We start from the raw sequence: 21,359 nt of genomic DNA on the forward strand, positions 1-21,359 counted from the left end.
CTAGTATACGTTAAAATATCTTTACAAATCAGATCCTTCACCATTTTCGTCCGAATAAAGGTAAACTACCTCTCAAATTGAACCCAACCTAAATCGAAATGGCTTCCCGGTAAGAATATGAAGGTAACTTTTTGGAGACCTCTTATTTTTTCCAATTCAAATACTCGCTCTTCGTAACCATCCGACTGTGTAAACTCGATGAGTTGATTTCCCTCACCTTCCGGATTAGTGAAACGTATATGAATGGTATTTTTATCAAGAAGCGATCGGCCATAGACGACAAGTTTCGTTGCCCCTTCGCTCGTAAAATCCATTTGGTCGTATTCCAAGGAAACATTATTTCCTATCCCATCAACGCTGGCTTCCGAGATTGTAAACGTATCGCCATAAATACGGTCGCATTCCGTGGCGTAATTTTTCTCGAAAGCTCTGTTCTGCTCTTGAAACGAAAAACCCTTGATGTGCACCTTCTTCTGTAGGACGAAGCAAATGGAAGTAATCCCGCAAAGACGCTTGGATAACCGATAGGTCTCTTCTTGATACACATTCCATCTGGGCGGTTTCTGATAGATGACATCCGCTAGGCGTACACTGCCCGCTTCATCCGGCATACCTTCCCAAATTTGCAGGGAATACGCTTCACTGGACAAAGCGAAAATCGGAATTGTAATCAGATCGGACCCGTGCATTCCGAAATCAATATCGTGGAACCCGACTTCAGTTTCACCGTCGCGGCTTGTAGCGACGCCTCTCTCGTTCCCGTTTCCAACCTCCCCTTTACTGAAATCAAAAAGGCCGGCAGAGATAAATCCATAAGGATCTTTGTAAGCTGCACCGATTCCCGCTGCTTTAAATTCCAGCTGGGAGATAAGCTTCGTCTTGTTCGTACCGTTCTTACTCATACAGCGCAGCATGAAGTCGCCATCCCCCAACGAGGTGATTCTCGCTTCATGACCGAATGCTTCCACTTTCGCTAGGTTGGAGGCAATTCCCGCATCATTCACTACACGCCACTCGACTTCTTGATAGGAAGTATCAGCGGGATACAAGTAGGCTTGCACCGTCATCTCTTTTCTCGATTGGTTGAACATTTGACCGGACGGGCTTACGATTTCAATCTTACGTAAAGGAATTTCGTCTACAGTTCCCATGATCGGCGGCAGCTCTTGATTCTTGGTATGGGCCGAAACCCCTGCTAAGGATGTTTCATCCCTTACGGGAAGAGCATCAAATTCCACCGTCTGACTCTCCAAACTGACGGAAGAAACCTCAACCCGAATCTTGCCGGGCTCCAAGGTAGCTCCGATGATCGCCATAAGTTTGCCGCTGAATAGTCTTCTGCTGATTCCTTTATACGGATCATAGTCCGTGCTGTCGCCGTTATCCAAACCAAGCAAACGGCCTGCCCCCGTCACCTCGACATGAACCCGATTGCTTGCATTCTCCACCGGATTGCCATCTGAATCTTCCATGTAGATTTCCAGGAAGATCAAGTCCGTACCATCAGCCATCAGGCTCTCTTTATCCGGCAGCAGACCAATCTTCTTCGCATCCCCAAAAGACCTTTTTATATCCGTCGCAATTACACGGCCCGTTTCATCATAGGCTATTGCTTTCAATTCCCCTGCTTCATAAGGAAGCTTCCACCAGCCGACCAGCTGGGTTCCATCCTCATGATTGATATCCAAAGTTCCCACGATAGCGCCATCCAATTGCAATTCGATTTTCGGCGCATTCGAGCACACTCGAACATCGATCAATTGGCCCGGATTAAAGTCCCAATAGGGAAAAATATGAACCATCGGATTCGTCCTGTAGTCGGTCCATGCCGATTGGTAGATGTAATACGAATCTTTCTTGAATGTAGCCGTATCAATCTGTCCGAGATAGGAGTTCTTGGTATGATAAGGCGTCGGTTCCCCAATATAGTCGAAGCCGGTCCATATGAATTGCCCTAGAGAGAAAGGCGCATCTCTTTCCGCGATAATACAGGCCTCGACTGACTTGGCCCCCCAGCTCGTCGCACTATTTCCCAAAGCCGAGCACTGCTCGTCGTCATCGGCAAGAATGGACTTCTCAAACGGGAATCGATAAATACCTCTGCTTGAAACGAGAGAGGCCGTCTCGCTGCCATAAATGATCCAATCGGGATGCTCCTCATGGTGCTTATGGTAATACTTTTCCGCGTAATTATAGCCGGCCACCTTCACGATATCCGCACATTTTTGCGCGTTCTCCCACGGCATATAATTGGAACCGATGGTCACTCGGCCGTTCTGCTTCGGATCGTATTTCAGCACTTCATCACGAAGCATTCGAGTGATTTCTTGTCCTCTTACATCTGCATGAGTGTCGTAAATCTCATTCCCTATGCTCCACATCATTAGGCTCGGATGATTCCGATCACGTTTGACCCAGCTTTTCACATCGGTCATAACCCAATCATTAAAAAATCTCGCATAATCGTATGGGGTTTTGGATCTTTCCCACATATCGAACGCTTCCGAGACGACCAAGACCCCCATCTCATCCGCTAGATCCATAAGTTCTACCGCAGGCATATTATGAGCGGTTCGAATGGCGTTAACGCCCATTTCTTTCAATATCTGAAGCCTTCTTCTCAGAGCTTCTTTATGGAAAGCCGCTCCAAGCGCTCCTAAGTCGTGATGCTCGCAAACCCCGTTCAATTTCATTCTTGTGCCGTTCAAATAAAAACCCAGCTGAGGGTCAAGTCTGATCTCACGAAACCCGATATTCTGTGTGATGCTCTCTACGACTATAACTTCCCGTTCATCTACAGCACGCTCCAATTGGGTGACAAGCTGATACAGGTGCGGCTCTGCCGTGCTCCATAAGAGAGGGCGATCTATCGATAGCGTCTGTCGATGAAGAAAGCTGCCTGCAACAATCTTGTCTGTCACTGTCGCAGCAATTTCACCCTTGTGCAAGATCGTATGCGAAATTTGGACGTCCTCATGGAGGCTCAATTCCGTCTCGACTTCTACCTCCCAGCTATGGTTGACCCTTTTCGCAGCAGCATAAATGCCATCCGTTACAATGTGATTGTGCGCTCTCTCCTTTAGCCACACATTGCGATAAATGCCAGCTCCCGAATACCACCGGCTATTCGGACTTTGGTGGACGACCTTCACCACGATTTCATTGTCCCCGTCCACGATCGCATCCGTGATCTCGTGTTCGAAGGAAGAATATCCGTACTTCCATTCTCCTATAAACCGCTGATTCACATAAACCGATGAGTCCATATAGACCCCATCGAAGCATATTAGAATTTGCCGGGCCGCTTCTTTGGCATATGTAAATCTCTTCCTGTACCAACCGATACTATTTTCATACAGATTTAAAGTATTGTTGATCAGCCAATCATGAGGGAGATCCACCGGCTCAAATGTCAAATCGGCGCCATCCGTCACATCCAGGCTGCTCTTGGCAAATTCCCATCCACTATTAAACAGTGTCTTCTTATTCATAGTTTATTCCGCACTCCAATATATACTATAATATGTAAATAAAATACATTTAATCATGAAAAGAGTCTTGATCCTACCACTTGTTCATTTATAGATGACTCGGGCTAACGCCAGAGTAATTTTCATATTTTATTATTCAGGATCTGAGACAATGGACATTGTCTCAGATCCTATTAAGAAACTACTTGAACGGATAGATCAATACCCAAGCATGCTTTTCGTTTTGTTGAAGATATCATTTGCACTTTTGACATAACGGGAAGCGCCTAGCGTTTCAACTTGAGCTACATAGGCATTCCAATCGGTTCCAATGTTAGCTTGCCCTGTGATGAACTTTAATGTCATCGTATCCACATAATCCATGAGCGGCTTCGAGATCAGGTTCATTTGTTCACTTTCGTCCGGGTTACCCATGATTGGTGGTGGGAGCGTTCTTGTCTTCCGCAACGTCTGAATGCGATTGTTGAAGTCTTTCTCGCCATCCGTCATCTTGCTCATCTTTAGTTTAGCAGTACCGCCGTAGGCGAAATTGCCGCCGCCAAATCCGAAATCGACATTAAGTTTTTTAGTTGCTTGCGGATTCATGCCGTTAAACGAAACATCCGGTTTGAGCGTGATGTTCCCGTTTGCATCCTTCGTGTAGGTCTCACCTTCGACACCCCACAGACTGAGTGTTTGACCTTCGTCGGAATACCACAGCCAATCGACGAAACGAAGCATTTCGATAAACTTGTCTTTGCCGAGCTTCTTGAGCGCGTTCTGGCTGATCATGACGCCGTTCTCGAGACGGGACGTTTCGATTTGAAGCATCCCTTTCGGACCGCCTGGTTGAACAATCATATACAAGTCGGCGTTCGGCACCTGCATCTTAGTCTTAGAATCCGCCAGGATCTGATAATTGACGTTCATGACGTAGCTATCGCCTTTATAGAACTTGGCTTGTGCGGCTTTATCGTCCTGGGTAAAGGACTCCGGATCAAGCAGGCCCTCTTTGACTAGTTTATTCAAATAGGTCACATACTCTTTGAAGTCATTGGTCGAATCCGCAAATTCGAACTGCTTCGACTGTTCGTTGAAGCGTGTGCCGTTGGCAATGCCCCAACCGCCCGTTACGCCATATGCAACAGCGGTAATATTCAACGTCGATTTTCCAGTGAATTCGTCGGACATTACATACTTCGCACCGGTATACGCTTTCACTTTCTTAAGGGCTTCGTAAAAGTCTTCATAGGTCCATTTACCTTCCAGAGCTTTTACGTCGACCCCCGCTTTTTCAAAAATGTCTTTTCGAATCATATAGGAGTAGCCTCCGCCCGCCACTTCCCACATACCGGGAAGCACATAATATTTGCCGTCCGATTTCAGCTTGGCCTTCAGGTCCTTATCCATTCCCCAAGCTTTTATTGCTTTCTGAAAGTTCGGCATGTACTGCACCCATTCGCTGATCGGTACGATTTGTCCGCCAGCCACGTAAGCAGATTCGTCATATGTCTTCGGAATAATGAAGGGAGCGTCGCCGCTATTGACCAAGAGCGATTTCTTGTTTTCGTATTCGGTAGCTGGGATAACGTTTACGTCTAACGATACGTTCGCTTTCTCCGTGATCGCGCTCCAGAGTCTCCAATCCTTCTTATAAGGATAGGTCGCTTGATCGCTGAACATCATCGAGTAGGTCACAGGCTCTTTCGAATGAAACGTTTGGCCTTCGCCAAAGGTGTAACCCTGTGGTGCTGCGGAACTCACGTCAGGAGATGCGCTGCTTGAGGATTCTTGCGAATCGTTCTTGGAACAGGCTGCCGTAGCTACAGCCATCGTTACTGCCAATACGAACCCTAGTACTTTATTGTATCTTTTCATAATGCCACCCTTCCATTTATCGTATTTTTTATAAAACAGGAAACCTGCGACGTTCATGTCCGACAAATATGAAATGGGATCGCATCTTCCTGAATATAACGATTATCCCTTTACGGAGCCTATCATCATGCCTTGCACAAAGTACTTCTGGACGAACGGATAGAGGCAAATAATTGGCAAGGAGGTCAATACCATGGCGGAAGACTTAACGGTTGCAGCAATTTGATTGGCTGTATCGTTGCTGGCTCCCGCTTCTGTCACGCTAATCGAGCTGTCAATGATTTGCCTCAGGTAGAGCGCCACCGGCCATTTTTCCTTCGTCTGGAGGAAGAGGGCGGGTCCGAACCAGTTATTCCAGATGGCAACTACGCTGAATAACACCATCGTGGCCAGAATTGGTTTGGATAAAGGAATCGTAATCCGCATGAAAATTCCGTAGACCCCAAGACCGTCTACCGTAGCTGCTTCCTCCACTTCATTCGGTAAGCTGGCAAAGAAGGTTTTCATAAGGATTACATTGAACGCGCTGATGGCACCAGGAATGATGATGGCCCAAATGGTGTCCCTCATATGCAAAGTCTTCGCGATCAAGATGTAATTGGGAATCAGACCACCGCCGAAATACATCGTGAAGAGTACGAACGGGATGAAAAATTTATTCATCCGCAACTTTTCCTTCGCTAGCGGATAAGACATTACCGCCGTTGCTGCTACCGAAATGACCGTTCCGACCACGGCATACAGGATGGTATTACCGTAATAACGGAAGAAATCCGACTTGCTCAGAATGACCCGATACGTCTTGTAGGTAAACTCCACTGGGAAGATGGTGACCTTCCCCGCATAAACCGCAGCTTCCGAACTAAAGGACTGCGCTACAAGATAGAGAAAAGGATATAGCGTCATGATAACGACAAGAGCCATAATGAAGCCGTTCATGACTTGAAACACACGATAGGACGTGGACTCCTTCACCTGAAATGCTCCCTTCTACCACAAGCTCGATTTCGTTGTTTTCTTTGAAATATAGTTCGCCGTCGTGACCAAAATAAGTCCAATGACTCCTTCAAACAAACCGACTGCGGTAGCAAAGCTGAAGTTGCCACCAGTGATCCCCATCCGATAGACGTAAGTGGAGATGACATCTGCCGTTTCATAGGTTAACGGGTTGTACAAAAGTAAGATTTTCTCGAAGTTCGAACCCATGATTCCGCCGATATCCAATATGAGCAGAGTCATGATCGTCGGCAAAATGCCTGGAATTGTAACATGCCAAGCAAGCCGTAGCCGATCCGCTCCATCCACTTTGGCCGCTTCGTATAAGTCCGTGTTAATGCCGGTCATCGCCGCCAGGTAAAGAATGGTCCCCCAACCAAGCCCTTGCCATATGCCAGATGCCGTATAAATGGACGGGAACCATTGCGGCAAGGAGATGAACGAAATTTTCGTAATTCCCATAGATTCAAGCAGCGCGTTAATCGGCCCCGTTAAAGAGAGCAATTCCTTTGTCATGCCCGCTACAATGATCATGGAGATAAAGTGAGGAAGATATGAAATGGTTTGGATGAATTTCTTCATTTGAACCCGCCTCAACTCATTTAGCAACAGGGCAAAAATCAAGGTGAGCGGAAACCGAACGACTAAATACAAGACACTTAATGAAAGGTTGTTTCGGAAAGCTCTCCAGAAGGAGGGATCCTTCATAAACATACGAAAGTAGGATAAGCCGACCCATTCCGTACCGAACAAGTTGGTTCCGCCTCTATACTTACGGAAAGCGATTACATTACCAAGCATGGGCACATACTTGAAAATGATAAAATAGATTACTGGAATTATCAGAAAGGAATACAACTTCCACTCCTTCCTGACATGTTTCAAAAGAGGGATTTTTAAAACTGCCTTATTTTCAACTGACATACTCCCACCACTTTCTCCTGGAAAATTGCCCCTAAGTCACACACTCATTACAGATGCGCTTTTTCTGAAGACAATACGAATTATAGGGAGTCCGAAAGTTTAAATACAAGTTGCACCTCCATTGCCGTCTCCCGCGTTATTCGAGTCATACAGCCTGTAATTATTAAATATTTCCATCGCAAATTGGTGCGGTTTCATTTGTAGCACATGCACCATTTATCTAGTATTATTTTACAAAACAGCCTATTTTTTTACCATAGAAGAATACAAGAAAACTTGTAATTATTAAATATCTTTTAGCGCGCCGTATCAGCATGTTATGATGGACATAGTGCCTCCTTTTCCCGAGAAAGGAAGCGATCCTGAATATGCCGGAGCTGATCTTTGCCATGGACTTCGAACAGTTCGAATCAATTGTCCCTGAGGTTTTCTTATTCGTCGACCGTCGCTGTTTCCCCGAATGGGAAATCATCCGACAGGAAATAGATTTTCACGACCTGACTTTCATCATCGAAGGAAAATCGAATTATTATGTTAACGGCGAGAAAATCACGGTGGAAGCGGGGGACATGCTTTACATTCCTCAAGGAAGCATCCGTGAGGCGCATACCTTCAAAGACGATCCCATGTATTCTTATGCCTTTAACTTTACTCTGATGCAGCCCCTCGGTAAAATCCGATTTCCGTTCGAAACCGTAACCAAAAATCGAATCTCAAGCGAAATCTTAAACTACATCCTTGAATTTAATCGCGTTTGGAGTGGCATGCAGCCCGGATATCGGATGTTTGCGAGGGGCATTTTCCATTTGATTCTCCACCGATTGTTGTCGATTTCCTTTCACCATTCCCCGAAATCCCATTCCGATATCCGGATCGAGAAGGTTAAGGAGTTCATCATCGACCACTACTCGAATGAGCTAGATTTAGCAACCGTCGCCAAGGTGGTCAATCTGCATCCAGTGTATCTCGGCAAGCTCTTCAAAACCTACACGAGCTTCAGCGTCAAGCATTTCATCAACATCATTCGGGTCAACAACGCGGAAATGATGCTAACCGGCGGCGGGTTTTCGGTCTCGGAAGTGGCGGAACGCTGCGGGTACAAAGACATCAGCTATTTCAGCAATGTATTCAGATCCATTAAAGGCTATCCTCCGTCAAAGACTAGCATGCAAAAAAGAACCTTAGAATGAACCAGGGTTGTGGAATAGTACAAAACAACATCAAGCGGTATGCGTTCGATTGGGCACATTCTCTTCCATCTAGACCCTAATCATGTTGACGAGCCACTTGAGAAATTAAATAGCCCTACGATTTCTCGTAGGGCTATTATCAATTACTGTAATTTCAATCCCAGACTATAGCTTCTTCTCCCCCATTCTTTAAGTTTTTGCTTTGCTGTCTATACACGGCAGGTTTGTCGGAAACGCGTTTCTCAAATTCCCTGAGGAAATGATGATAGTAGGCGTACCCAATCTGTTCTGCAATGACACGAATCGATTCTTCCGACTCACACAGCATACGCTTCGCTTCATTAATGCGCAGATCGTGAATATACTCGATGACGCCAACCCCTGTCCATTTCATAAACGCCTGACCCAAGTAAACTGAGTTCATGAAGAAGCGTTCTCCGATAACTTTAATCGTTAGCGCTTCACGAAAATGCTCCTGAATATAACGCTCAATGACCCGAAGCGGATGGCCTGAGAATTTGTCTTTGTGCTGCTTCAATTGATTCAAATACTGCTGCATATAGCGCTGCAAGGATTCCTCCACTTCACTTAGGGAACGATGCTCCCTTCTAGTAAAATCACGAAACCGAGGCAGCGCCTCCGAATCGATGCCCATCTCCCGCATGACGGCAGCGCTTTTCAGAACAATTCGAATAACCAGCATATGGACAACTTCTGGAGCCGTTTTATGAACAGCAAACATCAGAAACATATGTATGATCAGCTCTTCAACCCTTTTCTCCTGAAGCATCTCGAGAGCACTAAGTAGTTCATCTACGATGGCTACCTCTCTGAGATCATAGCTGATTTCCTTGTGACGGACCGCCTCGTAATCCAGTGGGCCACTTAATGAATGAAAGAAACCATATACCGAAGCCTCTAGCGCACCCGCATAGGAATCTGCTATATCACACAGAGCTTCAACTCGTGGACCAATAGACAGACAGCATTCGCTACCCTGTTGGTGAAGGTCATCATATACCTTTTGAGACCATTCCTTGATATCCGAGAACGACTCCACGACAAGTCCATTCTGACTTTCGGACAAGTCGATGAGCATTGCTTTTTGTGAATGTAAATTGTGGGTATTCAATTCCTGATTAGATCCACTCAGCCATTCGATATGGATATACCTCCAGCCCAGACCTTCCTGTTCCAAGGGCATCAGCGATTCCCTAATCATCTCGTCTTCTGCCGATATTTCCCCCCGAAGAATCTGAGCAAGTACGGTCGATATTAGCAGACTAGAAACGAGGTCATGCTGTACCTTTTGCCGTTCCCGCTGCTGCAGCTCCTGAATAACGAGCCCTAGGATGGCATCCCATTCACTATCTAAGGCCGGTTTAAGCAAATAATGCTTAACTCCAAACCTCAGAGCTGATCTTGCGTACTCAAAATCGTTGTAGCCGCTTAAAATGATGAATACGGGATCACTGCCTGCCTTTTGCACTTTATCGATCAATTCTAATCCGTCGATCACCGGCATCCGAATATCGGTCACCACAAGATCGGGTTTGTAGGTTTCTATACAAGCGAACGCTTCTTCGCCATTCTCACACATACCCACGATCTCAAAGCCAAGCTCTTCCCACTCGGCCATGAGCCTTACTCCTTCCAAAGCGAAGGGCTCGTCATCAGCAAACATAACCTTATACATGTCCTCGTACCTCCTCCTGCTTTTGGATAAGACTCAGAGGAATTTGAATCGTAACGCTCGTCTTCTCATAGGGAATACTTTCAATTTGGAACAGAGAACGCTCCGCGTAAAACAGATTTAGACGGCGGTACACATTGCGAAGTCCAATGTTTTTGCCATTGTCCTCACCTTTGAACAGGCTCCCAACAATCTCATCCAGCTTCGCATCGTTCATTCCGATCCCGTTATCTTCAACCCTCATGAGCATTTTCGTCCCTGCAATCTCTACGGATATCCGTATTCGGCGGTTTCCTTTTACCGATTGGAGCCCATGCTTGCAAGAATTCTCTACGAGAGACTGAATACTCATTTTCGGGATTCGATAGGGTAGAACGGATTCGTCGACAGACAATTCATAGTGAAACCGGTCTTGAAAACGAAATTTCTCGATCTGAAGATACATTTCGGTGAAACTCAACTCTTCTTCAACCGTCACCAAATCCTCTTTCCAGCTGAGTAGCCTTCTCAAAATTTGAGACAAATTTTGAATGATTTCGGTCACATGTTCATATCGATATTTCTTGCACACGACCAGAATCGCGTTCAATGTATTAAACAGGAAATGTGGATCGACCTGGCTTTGCAAATAATTCAGCTCAGCCTGTACGCGTTCGAGCTCCAAATCTTTTTTTTGAATTTCTAACTTGTAAACATCATGGATTAAATTGCGGATTTTCTCCGTCATGAGATTGAAGCTGCGAAGAAGTCCGCCAATCTCATCTTTGCCCTCGTACATGGTGATCGGCTCAAATCTCTCGTTTTTAACCAACTGCATATGCTTAGAAAGCTTTCTGACCCGGAAATTAAAGGAATGCATAATAATATAGATCAATATCGTCGGAATAATCGTGCTGGTTAGCGTCAACCATGTGAAAAAATGGATAACCGCTCTCCTATCCTCAGCTGTCCGACTTCCCTCTGGAATCCCGATAAGCCGCCAGTTTAGCACGTAGCTAGCCGTGCCAAGCGGACTTACGAAGCTCTTCGCTGGCAAGCCCGTCAGCTTATTCTCGCTATTTACAGGTAGAATCGGCAGCAGATCATCTACGCCTTTAAATGCACCGGATGATTCCAGAACAAGTCGGTTCTCCTCATCTACAAGTTTGATTAGCAAGTAATTGCGCTCTTTGTCAAACAACTCCAGCAACTTATCCATGCGAATATCTATGCGCAAATATTTTGGGAATTTCATGAGGTCTGGGAAATTGTCCAGCTTCCGAATGATGCTGACATACACCATCTTCTCCTCGGGATTCATAGGATTGATATCGAGATAAGATGTCACCGTCACCTTATCTTTCTTTTCGTTCATCTTTTGGTACCATTCACTCTGCAAATCATTGGGCTTCAGCATAAAGTAGCTACCACCGTTGGATAGCGTTGGATTCGTGGTATAAACCCCAATCCAGTATATGTATGGATAAATGTTTGGATACTGCCCCAATTTATCTCGGAGGTAACTATCATATTCTTCGTAATAGGCGACATTATCAGAATACGAATATTCGAGCATTTCGTTAAAGACACGATCAGCGGATACGGCGTTGCCAATCACAACACCTTCGTTTACCATTTGCATGATTTCATTCCCTGCTCGATCCAAAGAAATCCGCAAGTTGTCCATCTCTCTACGTTCCGTATTTTTACTATCCTGCATGTAAAATAAGCTGTTAGTACACAAAATTGGAAGCAGCACACACATCAAATAGATGATCAGAAACTTGAATTTTAGCGGAATGTCATTAACTGTACCCAACAACTTCCATCTCCGGCTCATTTTCGTTCTCCTTGTTAGTCATAGGTTAGCCCTTCTTGAAGGCGGAGGGTAGCTTGCCAGTAAGCGATTTGAACTTGGAAACGAACTGCTCCGAATCCGAGTACCCAACACGGCCGGCAATATCGGATATTTTCAGTTCTTCACGTCGAAGTAATTTTTTGGCTTCGTCAATTCGTACGACATGCAAAAATTCATTAAATGTAAGGCCGACTTGTTTCTTAAACCTCTGGCCAAAATATGCCGAATTCATCCGAAAATACTCTGCGACATGCTGTAGTTGCAGCTTTTCGCTGTAATGTGATTTGATGTAGTCTTCCGCAGCGGATATGACTGCATCTAACTTTATACTCTTTTCTTGGCCAATCCACTCTGCTGCTTGCAGGAACTCTTGCGTTATTCTTCGTTCCAAGATACCAAGATCCGTAGTAAGTGTGGGGGCAAACCATTTTTTGACCCATTGATCAGGATCCCCGCCGCAATGGATGATGACGCGGAGGATGTCAAACTTGATGTTAGATAGATAAGCACTCGCCCACGATACGGAGACGGACTGCCTCGAAAGTGCTACGAATAAATGGTGAACATGGTCACCCACTGATTCCCGATTTCCATTACTGACCGCATCCAGAATGGACTCCGTCATTCCAACAGGCACAACCGTAGTCTCCTCTAAGCTCTCACTTTGGTAGAAGTAAACCCCTTCAAGTTCAGATGGGTACCTGCAAATTTCAGCCATAAGCCCTTCACAGAATGCTTCTTTTAACGAGTGAGGGCCCTTGTGTTCGCTGCTGACAGCAAACGAAACAGATCTGCTCCAACAGTTTCGGATTCTGTAAATAATCTCAGTTGTCACTGCAGGGGAAAGTGATCGACTCTCAGGTCCCGAGATCAGTAGAAATCCATGGCGTTCTTTGCCTACTCCAAATGGTAGCAGACTAACTTGAGAGAGATTGAGCGTTTCCAGGATAGCTTGAATAAGTTCCGGCTTGAAAATTCCTTGAACATCCGGCTCAAGTAGGAGGCAACGAAATCTGGCATGCTCATCCAGATCCAGCAAGGCATGCGCTTGCTCGATCCAGATCTGCCTTCTTTCACCTCTCAACAGTCTTGAAATCGTTTCCAATCTTATGCGATCCAAAGCTGAGCTTTCGTACTGACGACGAGTTTCATTTTCACGGATTGTAACGGCTACCGCTTCAACTGCTTTTTCAAGCTCAGTTTCAATCAGGGGTTTCATCAAATAATTGGCTACGCCATGTCGCATAGCTTTCTTCGCATATTCAAAATCCGCATAGCCACTCAAAATAATAAACTTTGTTTCCGGATAGAGGCATGAAGCTTGTTCAATCAATTCTAATCCGTCTATGACGGGCATTCGAACATCCGTCAGCACCAAATGAGGTTCGGTCGACGTTATGAGCGCTAAAGCATCTTCGCCATCCAACGCTTCACCGCACACAACAAAACCCAGCTTATTCCAATCAATCATAGACCGCAGTCCCTCTAGCATGTAGGGCTCATCGTCGGCAAACAATACCCTTAACACGGGAATCACCTCAATTCAGGGGATGTATATGGCTATTATAAAGGAAAAGCTTAGCTTGAATCAAAATAAAACCGCTCAGCACCAGGCTAAAACGGTTAGTAATGATTAATCATTGTTTATTTATCTCTCTACTCCTTAACGCTTCCTAGATTCATACCCACGATAAAGTACCTTTGCAGGAAAGGATAAACAAACAGGATCGGAACCGCAGCCACAATCGTGATAGCTGCACGTATAGAAGAAGGCGTCACCATGGCCTTCGTTTGATTCGTGTTTGCCCCTGCCAACAGGCCGGGATCGTTGTTGCTGTTCATCGTTGACCCAAGCAGTTTCATCATTTCGTACTGAAGTGTACTCAGTTTCAAATTGGACGAAGCATACAAGAACGTATCAAACCAGGAATTCCAGGATCCGACCGCTATAAACAAGGCAATGGTGGCTAGTACAGGCGTACAAAGCGGGAAGATGATCCGTATAAATATGGTGAAATCGCCGGCTCCATCCATTTTCGCTGACTCAACCAAACCTGATGGAAGGGTTCGCATATACGTCCGAATCACAATGAGATTAAACGCATTCACCATCCCTGGTAAAACATACACCCAGAAGTTATTCAGAAGCCCCAGGCTTTTGATCAGAAAATAATTAGGAATAAGTCCCGCATTAAAATACATCGTCAACACAAAAATTAAACCGATTATTTTGCGAAAAATATATTGGGGCTGCGCCAGCGTGTACGCAAGCATCGTAGTGAGAAACACACCTAGCAAGGTAGTTGTAACCGTACGAGCCACAGAAATCCATGCCGCATGATAAATCGTACCTGAAATGAAAATCGCCTTATAATTTTGCAACGACCACGAACGTGGCCATAAGTAGATGCCTCCCCGAAGCGCATCATTACCCTCATTTAATGAAATCGTTAAGGTGTGAAGGAACGGATATAGCGTTACTATTACAAGAACGAGCATGAAGATGCCGTTTAGCGTATGGAACAGAATCGGCTCCATCCGGGTTCTGCGCACTGTCGTTGTTCCCATCGTCATCTCTCCTTTATATCAACCGCTCTTCGCCAAGACGCTTGGCAGTAGAATTTGCAATCAGAATAAGGATTATGCTTACAACTGTTTTGAAAATACCTGCGGCAGTTGCCAGCGAATAGTTGCCCAAAGCAATACCGTACTTTAGAACGAAAATATCAATCGTTTGCGACCAATCGACGACCAATCCGTTGCCGAGCAGATACTGAATTTCAAAGCCTGCATCTAGGATATGTCCGATGTTCATGATTAATAGAATGATAAATGTCGACTTGATTCCGGGCAGTGTGACGTATAGGATCTTCTGGTAACGGTTTGCCCCGTCGATCCCAGCAGACTCATACAGCGACGGATCAATCGAGGTGATAGCTGCAAGGTAAATGATGGTATTCCATCCCACCTCTTTCCACACATTAGACAAGCCCACAATACCCCAGAAATACTTACCTTGACTAAGCCACATCACGGGTTCCTTAATGAAGTGCAGCTTCATCAACAACTGATTAATGATACCATCATCGACTGATAGCGAAGTCGCTACAATACCCGCAGCAATAATCCATGAAAGAAAATGAGGCAGATAAGAAATCGTTTGGATGGACCGTTTCCAAAAACGGACTTTAATTTCATTCAGTAATAGAGCTAATATAATAGCTGTTGCAAAGCTTAGAACCAAATTGATCATACTCATTGCAAGCGTGTTGCGAAGCACCGTCAAGAACGTATCATCTTGAAATAAAAATTTAAACTGCGTCAGCCCCACCCACTGCTGTTTAGTAAATTTCAAAGCCGGACGATAATTCTGGAATGCCATCAACCAGCCCCAAATCGGTACATAATTAAAAATAAGAATATAAATCACGATGGGAAACGACATCAGTATTAACTGCTTCTGATTTTTTATCGTCTTCCAACTTAAACCGACGCCGATTTCCGGATCAATTTTTTGCTTTTTCTTTGGTTTTTTGGACAGTACGGTCTCGGCCACTGACATCCCCTCCTAGGAAGTAAAGCGGAGAAGACCTGAGTCTCCCCCCACTCTACTGCTTGTTCTATCCACTTATTTACTGCTCCAATTCTGAATACGCCAGTTAATCTGATCATTGATGCGATCTTCGTAGGCTTTGATGTTGGATTTGGAAATCTGATCGACATATTCCTTCCATACACCTTCAAAGTCATCCGGCTTGGCCAAAATCGCTTTCGGTAAATACTTCACAGAAAGGTCATTCAACTTCGTATAGGCCACCTTGGCCGGCGAACCATCAACTAGGTCGATGCTCCAGGCTGGATAGAACACAGGGTTATCCGCTGGCATTTTGAAGAACTCTGCCCATGTCTTATGATTGTAAGCCTTCAGCACTTCCTGATCCTGCGGCTTTAGGCTGTCGAAGAATTCCTGCGGCTGCGATCCCGGATCCGTTGCATTCCCGTCCGTATACGTCCCTTGCATCTTAGGCAGATTAGAGAAGAACGCTTCCGCTTTATTCGCTAGCTTCCATGTATTATCGTCCGCTTTGGTCCGCTCTTCAGGTGTACGGTAGAACTTACCATCCTTCACCTCGTAATCCTCGCCTTGAACGCCCCATTGGAGCGTCTTCTGCCAATCTTCCGTCATCAGTGAATCGAGGAACTTGATGATTTGTACAGGATCCTTGGCTTTCGTCGAAATCCCATACCCACGGTTAATGTTTAATGCAGGACGGTCACGATAGTACTCTTTGGCTCCCGGATATAGTAACGGGAACCCGACGTATGTGCTTCCGATCTTATTTTGTGATTTCAGCGATTGCTCGCCAGTGCCGAAGTTCCAGTGCTGGTCGAACATCCCAATGACACGGCCGCTCGCGATTTTGGCCAAGTACTGATCATAGTTCTGTACCAGAGCTTCCCTGTCCATCAAGCCTTGCGCATTGATCTCATTCAGCTTTTTGTAGTACGTCTTGGCAATGTCTTTATCCGCAAAAACTTGCGCTTTTCCGTTTTCGACGATCACACCGCCGTCATTCGGGTGACCGGATAAATGTTCCGGCGGATTCTGCAGCGGGAAGGTTCTCCAGTCGAAGTTCAGCGTCTCGAACCCGATCATATCTGGATGTTTGGCTTTGTATTTAGCAATGATATCGAAATAATCATCTAACGTTTTGGGCGTTGGATAACCCAATTCCTTCAAGACATCCTTTTGAAGATAAAATCCAGGGCCTTCATACGTGGTTTCGTTAAATTGACCACTGAACACACTGTAATTTGGCAGAACATAAATGTGACCGCTTGCAGGATCCTTGATCTGATTCCATACAGCTGCATAGTGCTTCTTCAGATTCGGCGCATACTTGTCAATCAGATCCTCAAGAGGAACAAAAGCCCCCGCCGCAATCAGTTTATCGTTTCCAGTCATAATATCCGAATAATCGCCGCCTGCAATCATGACGCCCAGCTTCTGCTGCAGGTCACCGACCAGAAACTCCATCTTTAGGCTAACGCCTGTTTTATCTTTTATCATCTTGTAGATCTTGTTGTCAGGAGTAGGCTGTTGAAAGGGGCTGTCAATGAACAAAGACAATGTAACTGGTTTAATTGCGTCGTTTTTCGTTGCCGCAGGAGTAGTTGTTTGACTACCGCTAGGTGAAGCGGAGCTATTTACAACATCAGCATCCTTCGAGTTCGTGTTGCTGCAGGCTGAGAGCGTCAGTCCTAACGCTAGAACGGGTACCATTACAGCTAAAGCTTGTCGTTTTACTTGCATAACCATTTTTCTAATCCTCCCTTATTGTCTCCATGAAGATTCATTATGGTATAGGTCAATCACTTATTTGCTTACACTATTAATTATACTTTTCAAGAATACGCTTACAATTCACAAACTAAAGGTCTTACCCCTACGAATTGCAGTCATGTAAACCAATTCCATCTATTTTATCAGGAGTGGCGAGATAAATATATGGTGATATAGTTCTATCCTCGTGATGAGAATTCAGACAATCTTTCGCCACGCACTGGCTTAATCTCACAACTTAAATACCCGCAGAAACAGCCTCGTCGCATCAATAGACTGTTTCTGCGGTTGTTGATTTCCTGCTAAAAGTGCGTGCTATAGCAACTCGCTGCCTGTCCATAAGACAGCTTTGTGCAGCCCGTAGCAGGACTGCTTATAAGCCAGCCAGGGACTGAAGGATTCTCTGCACCAATGCCGCGTAATCGGCATCCAATCCTTTGCCCGTCTGGGCTTTCACTTCATTGCCAAGAGCGTTCAGGGCATTGCCTGCCTTCTTGGCGTCGCTGCCGGCCGCTTGCACCTGCTTCACCTTAGCCAACAAGCTGTTCAATAGCTCTGGTTTGCTAATGAAGCCGTTGTCGCTGCCTGCTTGGAACAAAACGTCCAGATGGTCCGCATCCATATAAACAGTAATTTGGCGCGTGACCGAAACAGAATTCCCCGCTTTGTCGGTCGCCGTTACGACTATAGGATGTGCTCCGATGGATAGACTAAAGGGTTTTGATTCAACTGGGTTGGAAGCAGGCTTGCCGTCCAGCGTGACGGAAACCGTGTCCAATCCGCTAGTTGCATCCGATACCCGTATTGGATATGTAAAAGCATCACTAATCAGAATCTTCGTGATGTCCAGCGTCTTGACAGTAGGTGCATTCAGATCGATCTGAATGACCTTCTCCTTCGCCGCTTCCTTGTTACCTGCCAGGTCCATGCTGTAGTAACGAAGCGTGTGAATACCCTCCGAAGAGATCGAAAGGGAATTGCCGGAGGTATATGCTGCTCCGTCCAAGCTGTAATACGTGGAGGCACCCCCGTTGCCTTCATCGTTCGCTTGGAGGCTCACGTCCACGGGGTGGGTCTGCCATCCGGTCGGGGCGTTGTCCGTAGTTACCGGGGGTACCGTGTCAACCGGGGGCTTCCCGGTGAGAATCAGCACACCATAAATGGATGTGTCCATATATCCGGTTCCGGTCGTATCGTTCCAGGCAGCAACGCTTTGACGGGAACCGTCTTTGGCGTCGTTAATCTGTACATCAAAGCCTATTTTCTTGTCGTTATCCGGCATGACCTTATTCAATGGAATCTTCATTTCAACTGTATAGTTCGTACCGGAAACCTGGGTTGCCGATGCGAAACCATTAGCAATGCTTGACGGACTGAAGGAGGCTTCGTTGGTATAGTTCACACGGTACTGACCATCATCGTCTTGATAGTAGGAAGTTTTCGCATTGTTTTGGTCCACGAACACTTCAACGGAATCTTGTTCCCATGCGTTTACGTTGGTCTTGTTCAGCTGCGAGTCCGTAACCTGGATCAGGACATACAGGTTTTGGTCATCCCATAGGGCCTTAGCCACTCCGGCAGCACCTTGCCAAGCCATCTGATACCGGTTAACCGGCAAGGAAGAAGCTTGATTCCAAACGGCGTCAACGGTTCCGTCGATAGCAGGTGTGCCAAAAACGGCGTTCGATACGTTTGCGTTTGCTGATTGAGGCACATGCTCCGCCATAAACTTATCCGGATCAATGACTCCGTAGTAAGCCGGTTTGGCTTGTAGGTTCTTATCAAACAAACACGGGTTGGCGGAAGCTCTCCAGCTCGTGTTGTCATCCATACCCCAGAAGGTCACACGCTCGATATTGGCGGCATGACTCTTAAAGAGCTTAAACAACTGTGCATACAGATAACCTTGAGCCGTTGCTTGTTTGTCGGTAAGCGTATAGTTGCTGCCGGCTTGAATATCAAGCTCGGTAATGCTTACGGTTACACCCAAGGAAATGAACTTCTCCAAGGACAGCTTCACATTGTCCGGATTCGTACTTACGGAGTAATGCGCTTGCATGCCGATGCCGTCAATGAGGAGTTTTCCGGAGTGTGTCAGTGCATATCGATCATTGATATCTTTCACCATATTGTAGATGGCTGCAGCTTTATTCTGATTGTCATCGTTGTAATCGTTGTAGTACAGCTTGAGGCTCCAATCCGGATGCGCGTCCAGCACGGCTCTTGCAGCCAGGAATGCCTGCTCTATGTAATCGGACCCGATTGCTTGATACCAGGGGGTTTTACGCAGCGAAGCTTTATAATCCGCCGGGTTGGACGGGTTATCGTTCATGGCTTCATTAACAACGTCCCAAGAAATCACCTTGCTGCCGAAATGCTCCATGACCGTTTGGATATGGGTCTGCAAGTTCGTAAGAGCTTCATCTCGGCTCAATGGGATCGTGTTCCCCTGTGCATCTGTAGTGGTGTTCAACCAAGCGGGAGACTGCTGATGCCATACCAGGACGTGTCCGTGCATCTTCAACCCCGCAGCGAGAACCTGATTCACCATCGCATCAGCGGCGGTGAAGGTAAAGTTGCCCTTCGTAGGCTGCAGCGCATCCGGCTTCATTGCATTGCCTGCGGTAGCAATGCTGTTGTGGAGCTTCAGCAGGTCCAGCCTGACTCCTTGCAGATCCTCCGCTGTAATGGCGTTGCCGATCAAGAAGTCGTTCTTATAAACCTCCTTGATCGGGGTCAGATCCTTTTGAATCGAGACAGGGCCGGAGCCTGATCTTTCGAAGGTGACATCATCGACATAAAAAGAAGCGGTCGCATTGTTGGAACTCTCTACATAGATCGTCAGATATTCGCTGCTTACGTTGTTGTAGCGGTAGGTTCCTTGAAGCTGCACCCAGCCGTCGTTCTTGCTAACGGTCTTCCCAGAAAGTGTAACGTAGTTCGCGCTGCTGCCCTGATCAATCTGGGTGGACAGCTGGAGTTGAGAGTTATCCGGCGAGATCAATTTGACCCAAGCCGTAATCTTGTATTCGTAGCCCTTGTCTACATACTTCTCTACGTGCAAGGACGGACCGTTCCAGGACTGGGTTCTTCCCTCGACCTTCAGAGCGTAAGAACCAATAGGGGTATGATTGGCTTCGTTGGTTACCGTGAGCTGTTCGCTGCTTCCACGTGCTGCGAAACCGCCTGAGGTCTGATCCTCAAAGGTTATGGGGTTGAAGGGAATGGCGGGAGGTCTTACCGGGTCCGTAGAGGTCGTATCCACCTTCTTCGTGATCAACACATCCCCGATGTAGTAGGGAACGGTTGCGCCCTCACTGTTAGATTGAACACGCAGAGCGGTATCCTTGCTGGTATCCACGGTAAATTCTTTCGTCAAAGTTAACGCGGAACCGGCTGCATAATTCGCACCCGCCAGCCAACCGTAGCTGTTAATGGTTTGAAGGAAAGCCTGTGCTCCAGTCGGTACCGTCGCATCAGGGTCAACAAAAACGGACACGGTGACTGTGTAGGTTTGCCCGTTCTGCATACCCAAGTCGGCGAATTTGAAATCGGCCGCGTCCCAGTTGTTATAGCGGTTGCTAACATACAGTGCTGCGCCGTCATCGTTGCCGGTGAAGGTCTTGCCGGTAACAGGAGTCAAAGTAGCGCCACCCGCCTGAGTTGCAGTGCCCTTACCATTCGCGAAGGTTTCGTGATAAATCGTAACGTTATCGGAAGTCGTCGTTGCAGCATGAGCAACGGGAGCCAGCCACCCTGACGGAATAAGTAAACCTACTGTGAGTGAGACCGATAAGACTTGCTTGAGCCATCTACCCATTCGTTGCATTCCCCCTACAGTATTTTGGTAAAGCGATATAAGCGATCTCCTTTTGCCACATAAGACCTCCTTCTCCAGATTTCATTCCGATCGTAATTGAAAAGAAAGCGCTTTACAACTACATGAATTAAAGAAGAATACTCCATATTTTATAGAACTATTTGGAAAGCGCGCAGTGTTACATATTCTTCTGATTACTTTATCCTT

The 21,359-nt window shown here is 46.2% G+C and carries 12 protein-coding genes; 1 reads left to right on the forward strand and 11 read right to left on the reverse strand.

Annotated features, from left to right (window positions below; genetic code table 11):
• Positions 1 to 65: 65 nt before the first annotated feature.
• From AC58P7_RS18460 to AC58P7_RS18475, 4 genes are all read right to left on the reverse strand, one after another.
• Complete coding sequence (locus tag AC58P7_RS18460; protein WP_497345358.1) at positions 66 to 3,491, reverse strand: glycoside hydrolase family 2 TIM barrel-domain containing protein; 3,426 nt, start codon at positions 3,489 to 3,491, stop codon at positions 66 to 68.
• Between the two features lie 198 nt (positions 3,492 to 3,689).
• Positions 3,690 to 5,348, reverse strand: a complete 1,659-nt coding sequence (locus AC58P7_RS18465) for an ABC transporter substrate-binding protein (protein WP_497345360.1) — start codon at positions 5,346 to 5,348, stop codon at positions 3,690 to 3,692.
• 102 nt (positions 5,349 to 5,450) lie between these two features.
• Positions 5,451 to 6,323, reverse strand: a complete 873-nt coding sequence (locus AC58P7_RS18470; RefSeq protein ID WP_497345362.1) for a carbohydrate ABC transporter permease — start codon at positions 6,321 to 6,323, stop codon at positions 5,451 to 5,453.
• 15 nt (positions 6,324 to 6,338) lie between these two features.
• Positions 6,339 to 7,268 carry an ABC transporter permease gene (locus AC58P7_RS18475; protein ID WP_497345364.1) on the reverse strand — a complete coding sequence of 310 codons (930 nt, stop codon included), beginning with the start codon at positions 7,266 to 7,268 and terminating at the stop codon, positions 6,339 to 6,341.
• A 368-nt stretch (positions 7,269 to 7,636) separates the two neighbouring features.
• Between AC58P7_RS18475 and AC58P7_RS18480 the strand changes: the two genes are divergently transcribed.
• On the forward strand, positions 7,637 to 8,458 hold the full coding sequence (locus AC58P7_RS18480; protein ID WP_497345366.1) for a helix-turn-helix transcriptional regulator: 822 nt from the start codon (positions 7,637 to 7,639) through the stop codon (positions 8,456 to 8,458).
• Positions 8,459 to 8,612: 154 nt separating this feature from the next.
• Here AC58P7_RS18480 and AC58P7_RS18485 read toward each other — a convergent pair whose 3' ends face one another.
• The 7 genes from AC58P7_RS18485 to AC58P7_RS18515 all read right to left on the reverse strand — a co-directional run bounded on the left by AC58P7_RS18485 (position 8,613) and on the right by AC58P7_RS18515 (position 21,152).
• Complete coding sequence (locus AC58P7_RS18485; protein WP_497345368.1) at positions 8,613 to 10,154, reverse strand: response regulator transcription factor; 1,542 nt, start codon at positions 10,152 to 10,154, stop codon at positions 8,613 to 8,615.
• Entirely contained in the window at positions 10,147 to 11,970 is a 1,824-nt protein-coding gene (locus AC58P7_RS18490) for a sensor histidine kinase (RefSeq protein ID WP_497345370.1), read from the reverse strand. Before AC58P7_RS18490 ends, AC58P7_RS18485 begins: the two co-directional genes overlap by 8 nt.
• A gap of 25 nt (positions 11,971 to 11,995) precedes the next feature.
• Positions 11,996 to 13,516, reverse strand: coding sequence for a response regulator (locus tag AC58P7_RS18495; RefSeq protein ID WP_497345372.1), 1,521 nt, complete (start codon positions 13,514 to 13,516; stop codon positions 11,996 to 11,998).
• A 128-nt stretch (positions 13,517 to 13,644) separates the two neighbouring features.
• Entirely contained in the window at positions 13,645 to 14,556 is a 912-nt protein-coding gene (locus tag AC58P7_RS18500; protein WP_497345374.1) for a carbohydrate ABC transporter permease, read from the reverse strand.
• 13 nt (positions 14,557 to 14,569) lie between these two features.
• Positions 14,570 to 15,550 (reverse strand): ABC transporter permease, encoded by a 981-nt coding sequence (locus AC58P7_RS18505; RefSeq protein WP_497345376.1) that lies wholly within the window; start codon positions 15,548 to 15,550, stop codon positions 14,570 to 14,572.
• A gap of 66 nt (positions 15,551 to 15,616) precedes the next feature.
• The gene (locus tag AC58P7_RS18510; protein WP_497345378.1) at positions 15,617 to 17,308 is read right to left on the reverse strand and encodes a type 2 periplasmic-binding domain-containing protein; all 1,692 of its coding nucleotides are present in this window, start codon (positions 17,306 to 17,308) and stop codon (positions 15,617 to 15,619) included.
• Positions 17,309 to 17,705: 397 nt separating this feature from the next.
• Positions 17,706 to 21,152 carry an endo-1,4-beta-xylanase gene (locus AC58P7_RS18515; RefSeq protein ID WP_497345380.1) on the reverse strand — a complete coding sequence of 1,149 codons (3,447 nt, stop codon included), beginning with the start codon at positions 21,150 to 21,152 and terminating at the stop codon, positions 17,706 to 17,708.
• Positions 21,153 to 21,359: the final 207 nt, after the last annotated feature.

The sequence above is a fragment of the Paenibacillus sp. J22FR5 genome (assembly GCF_059691975.1).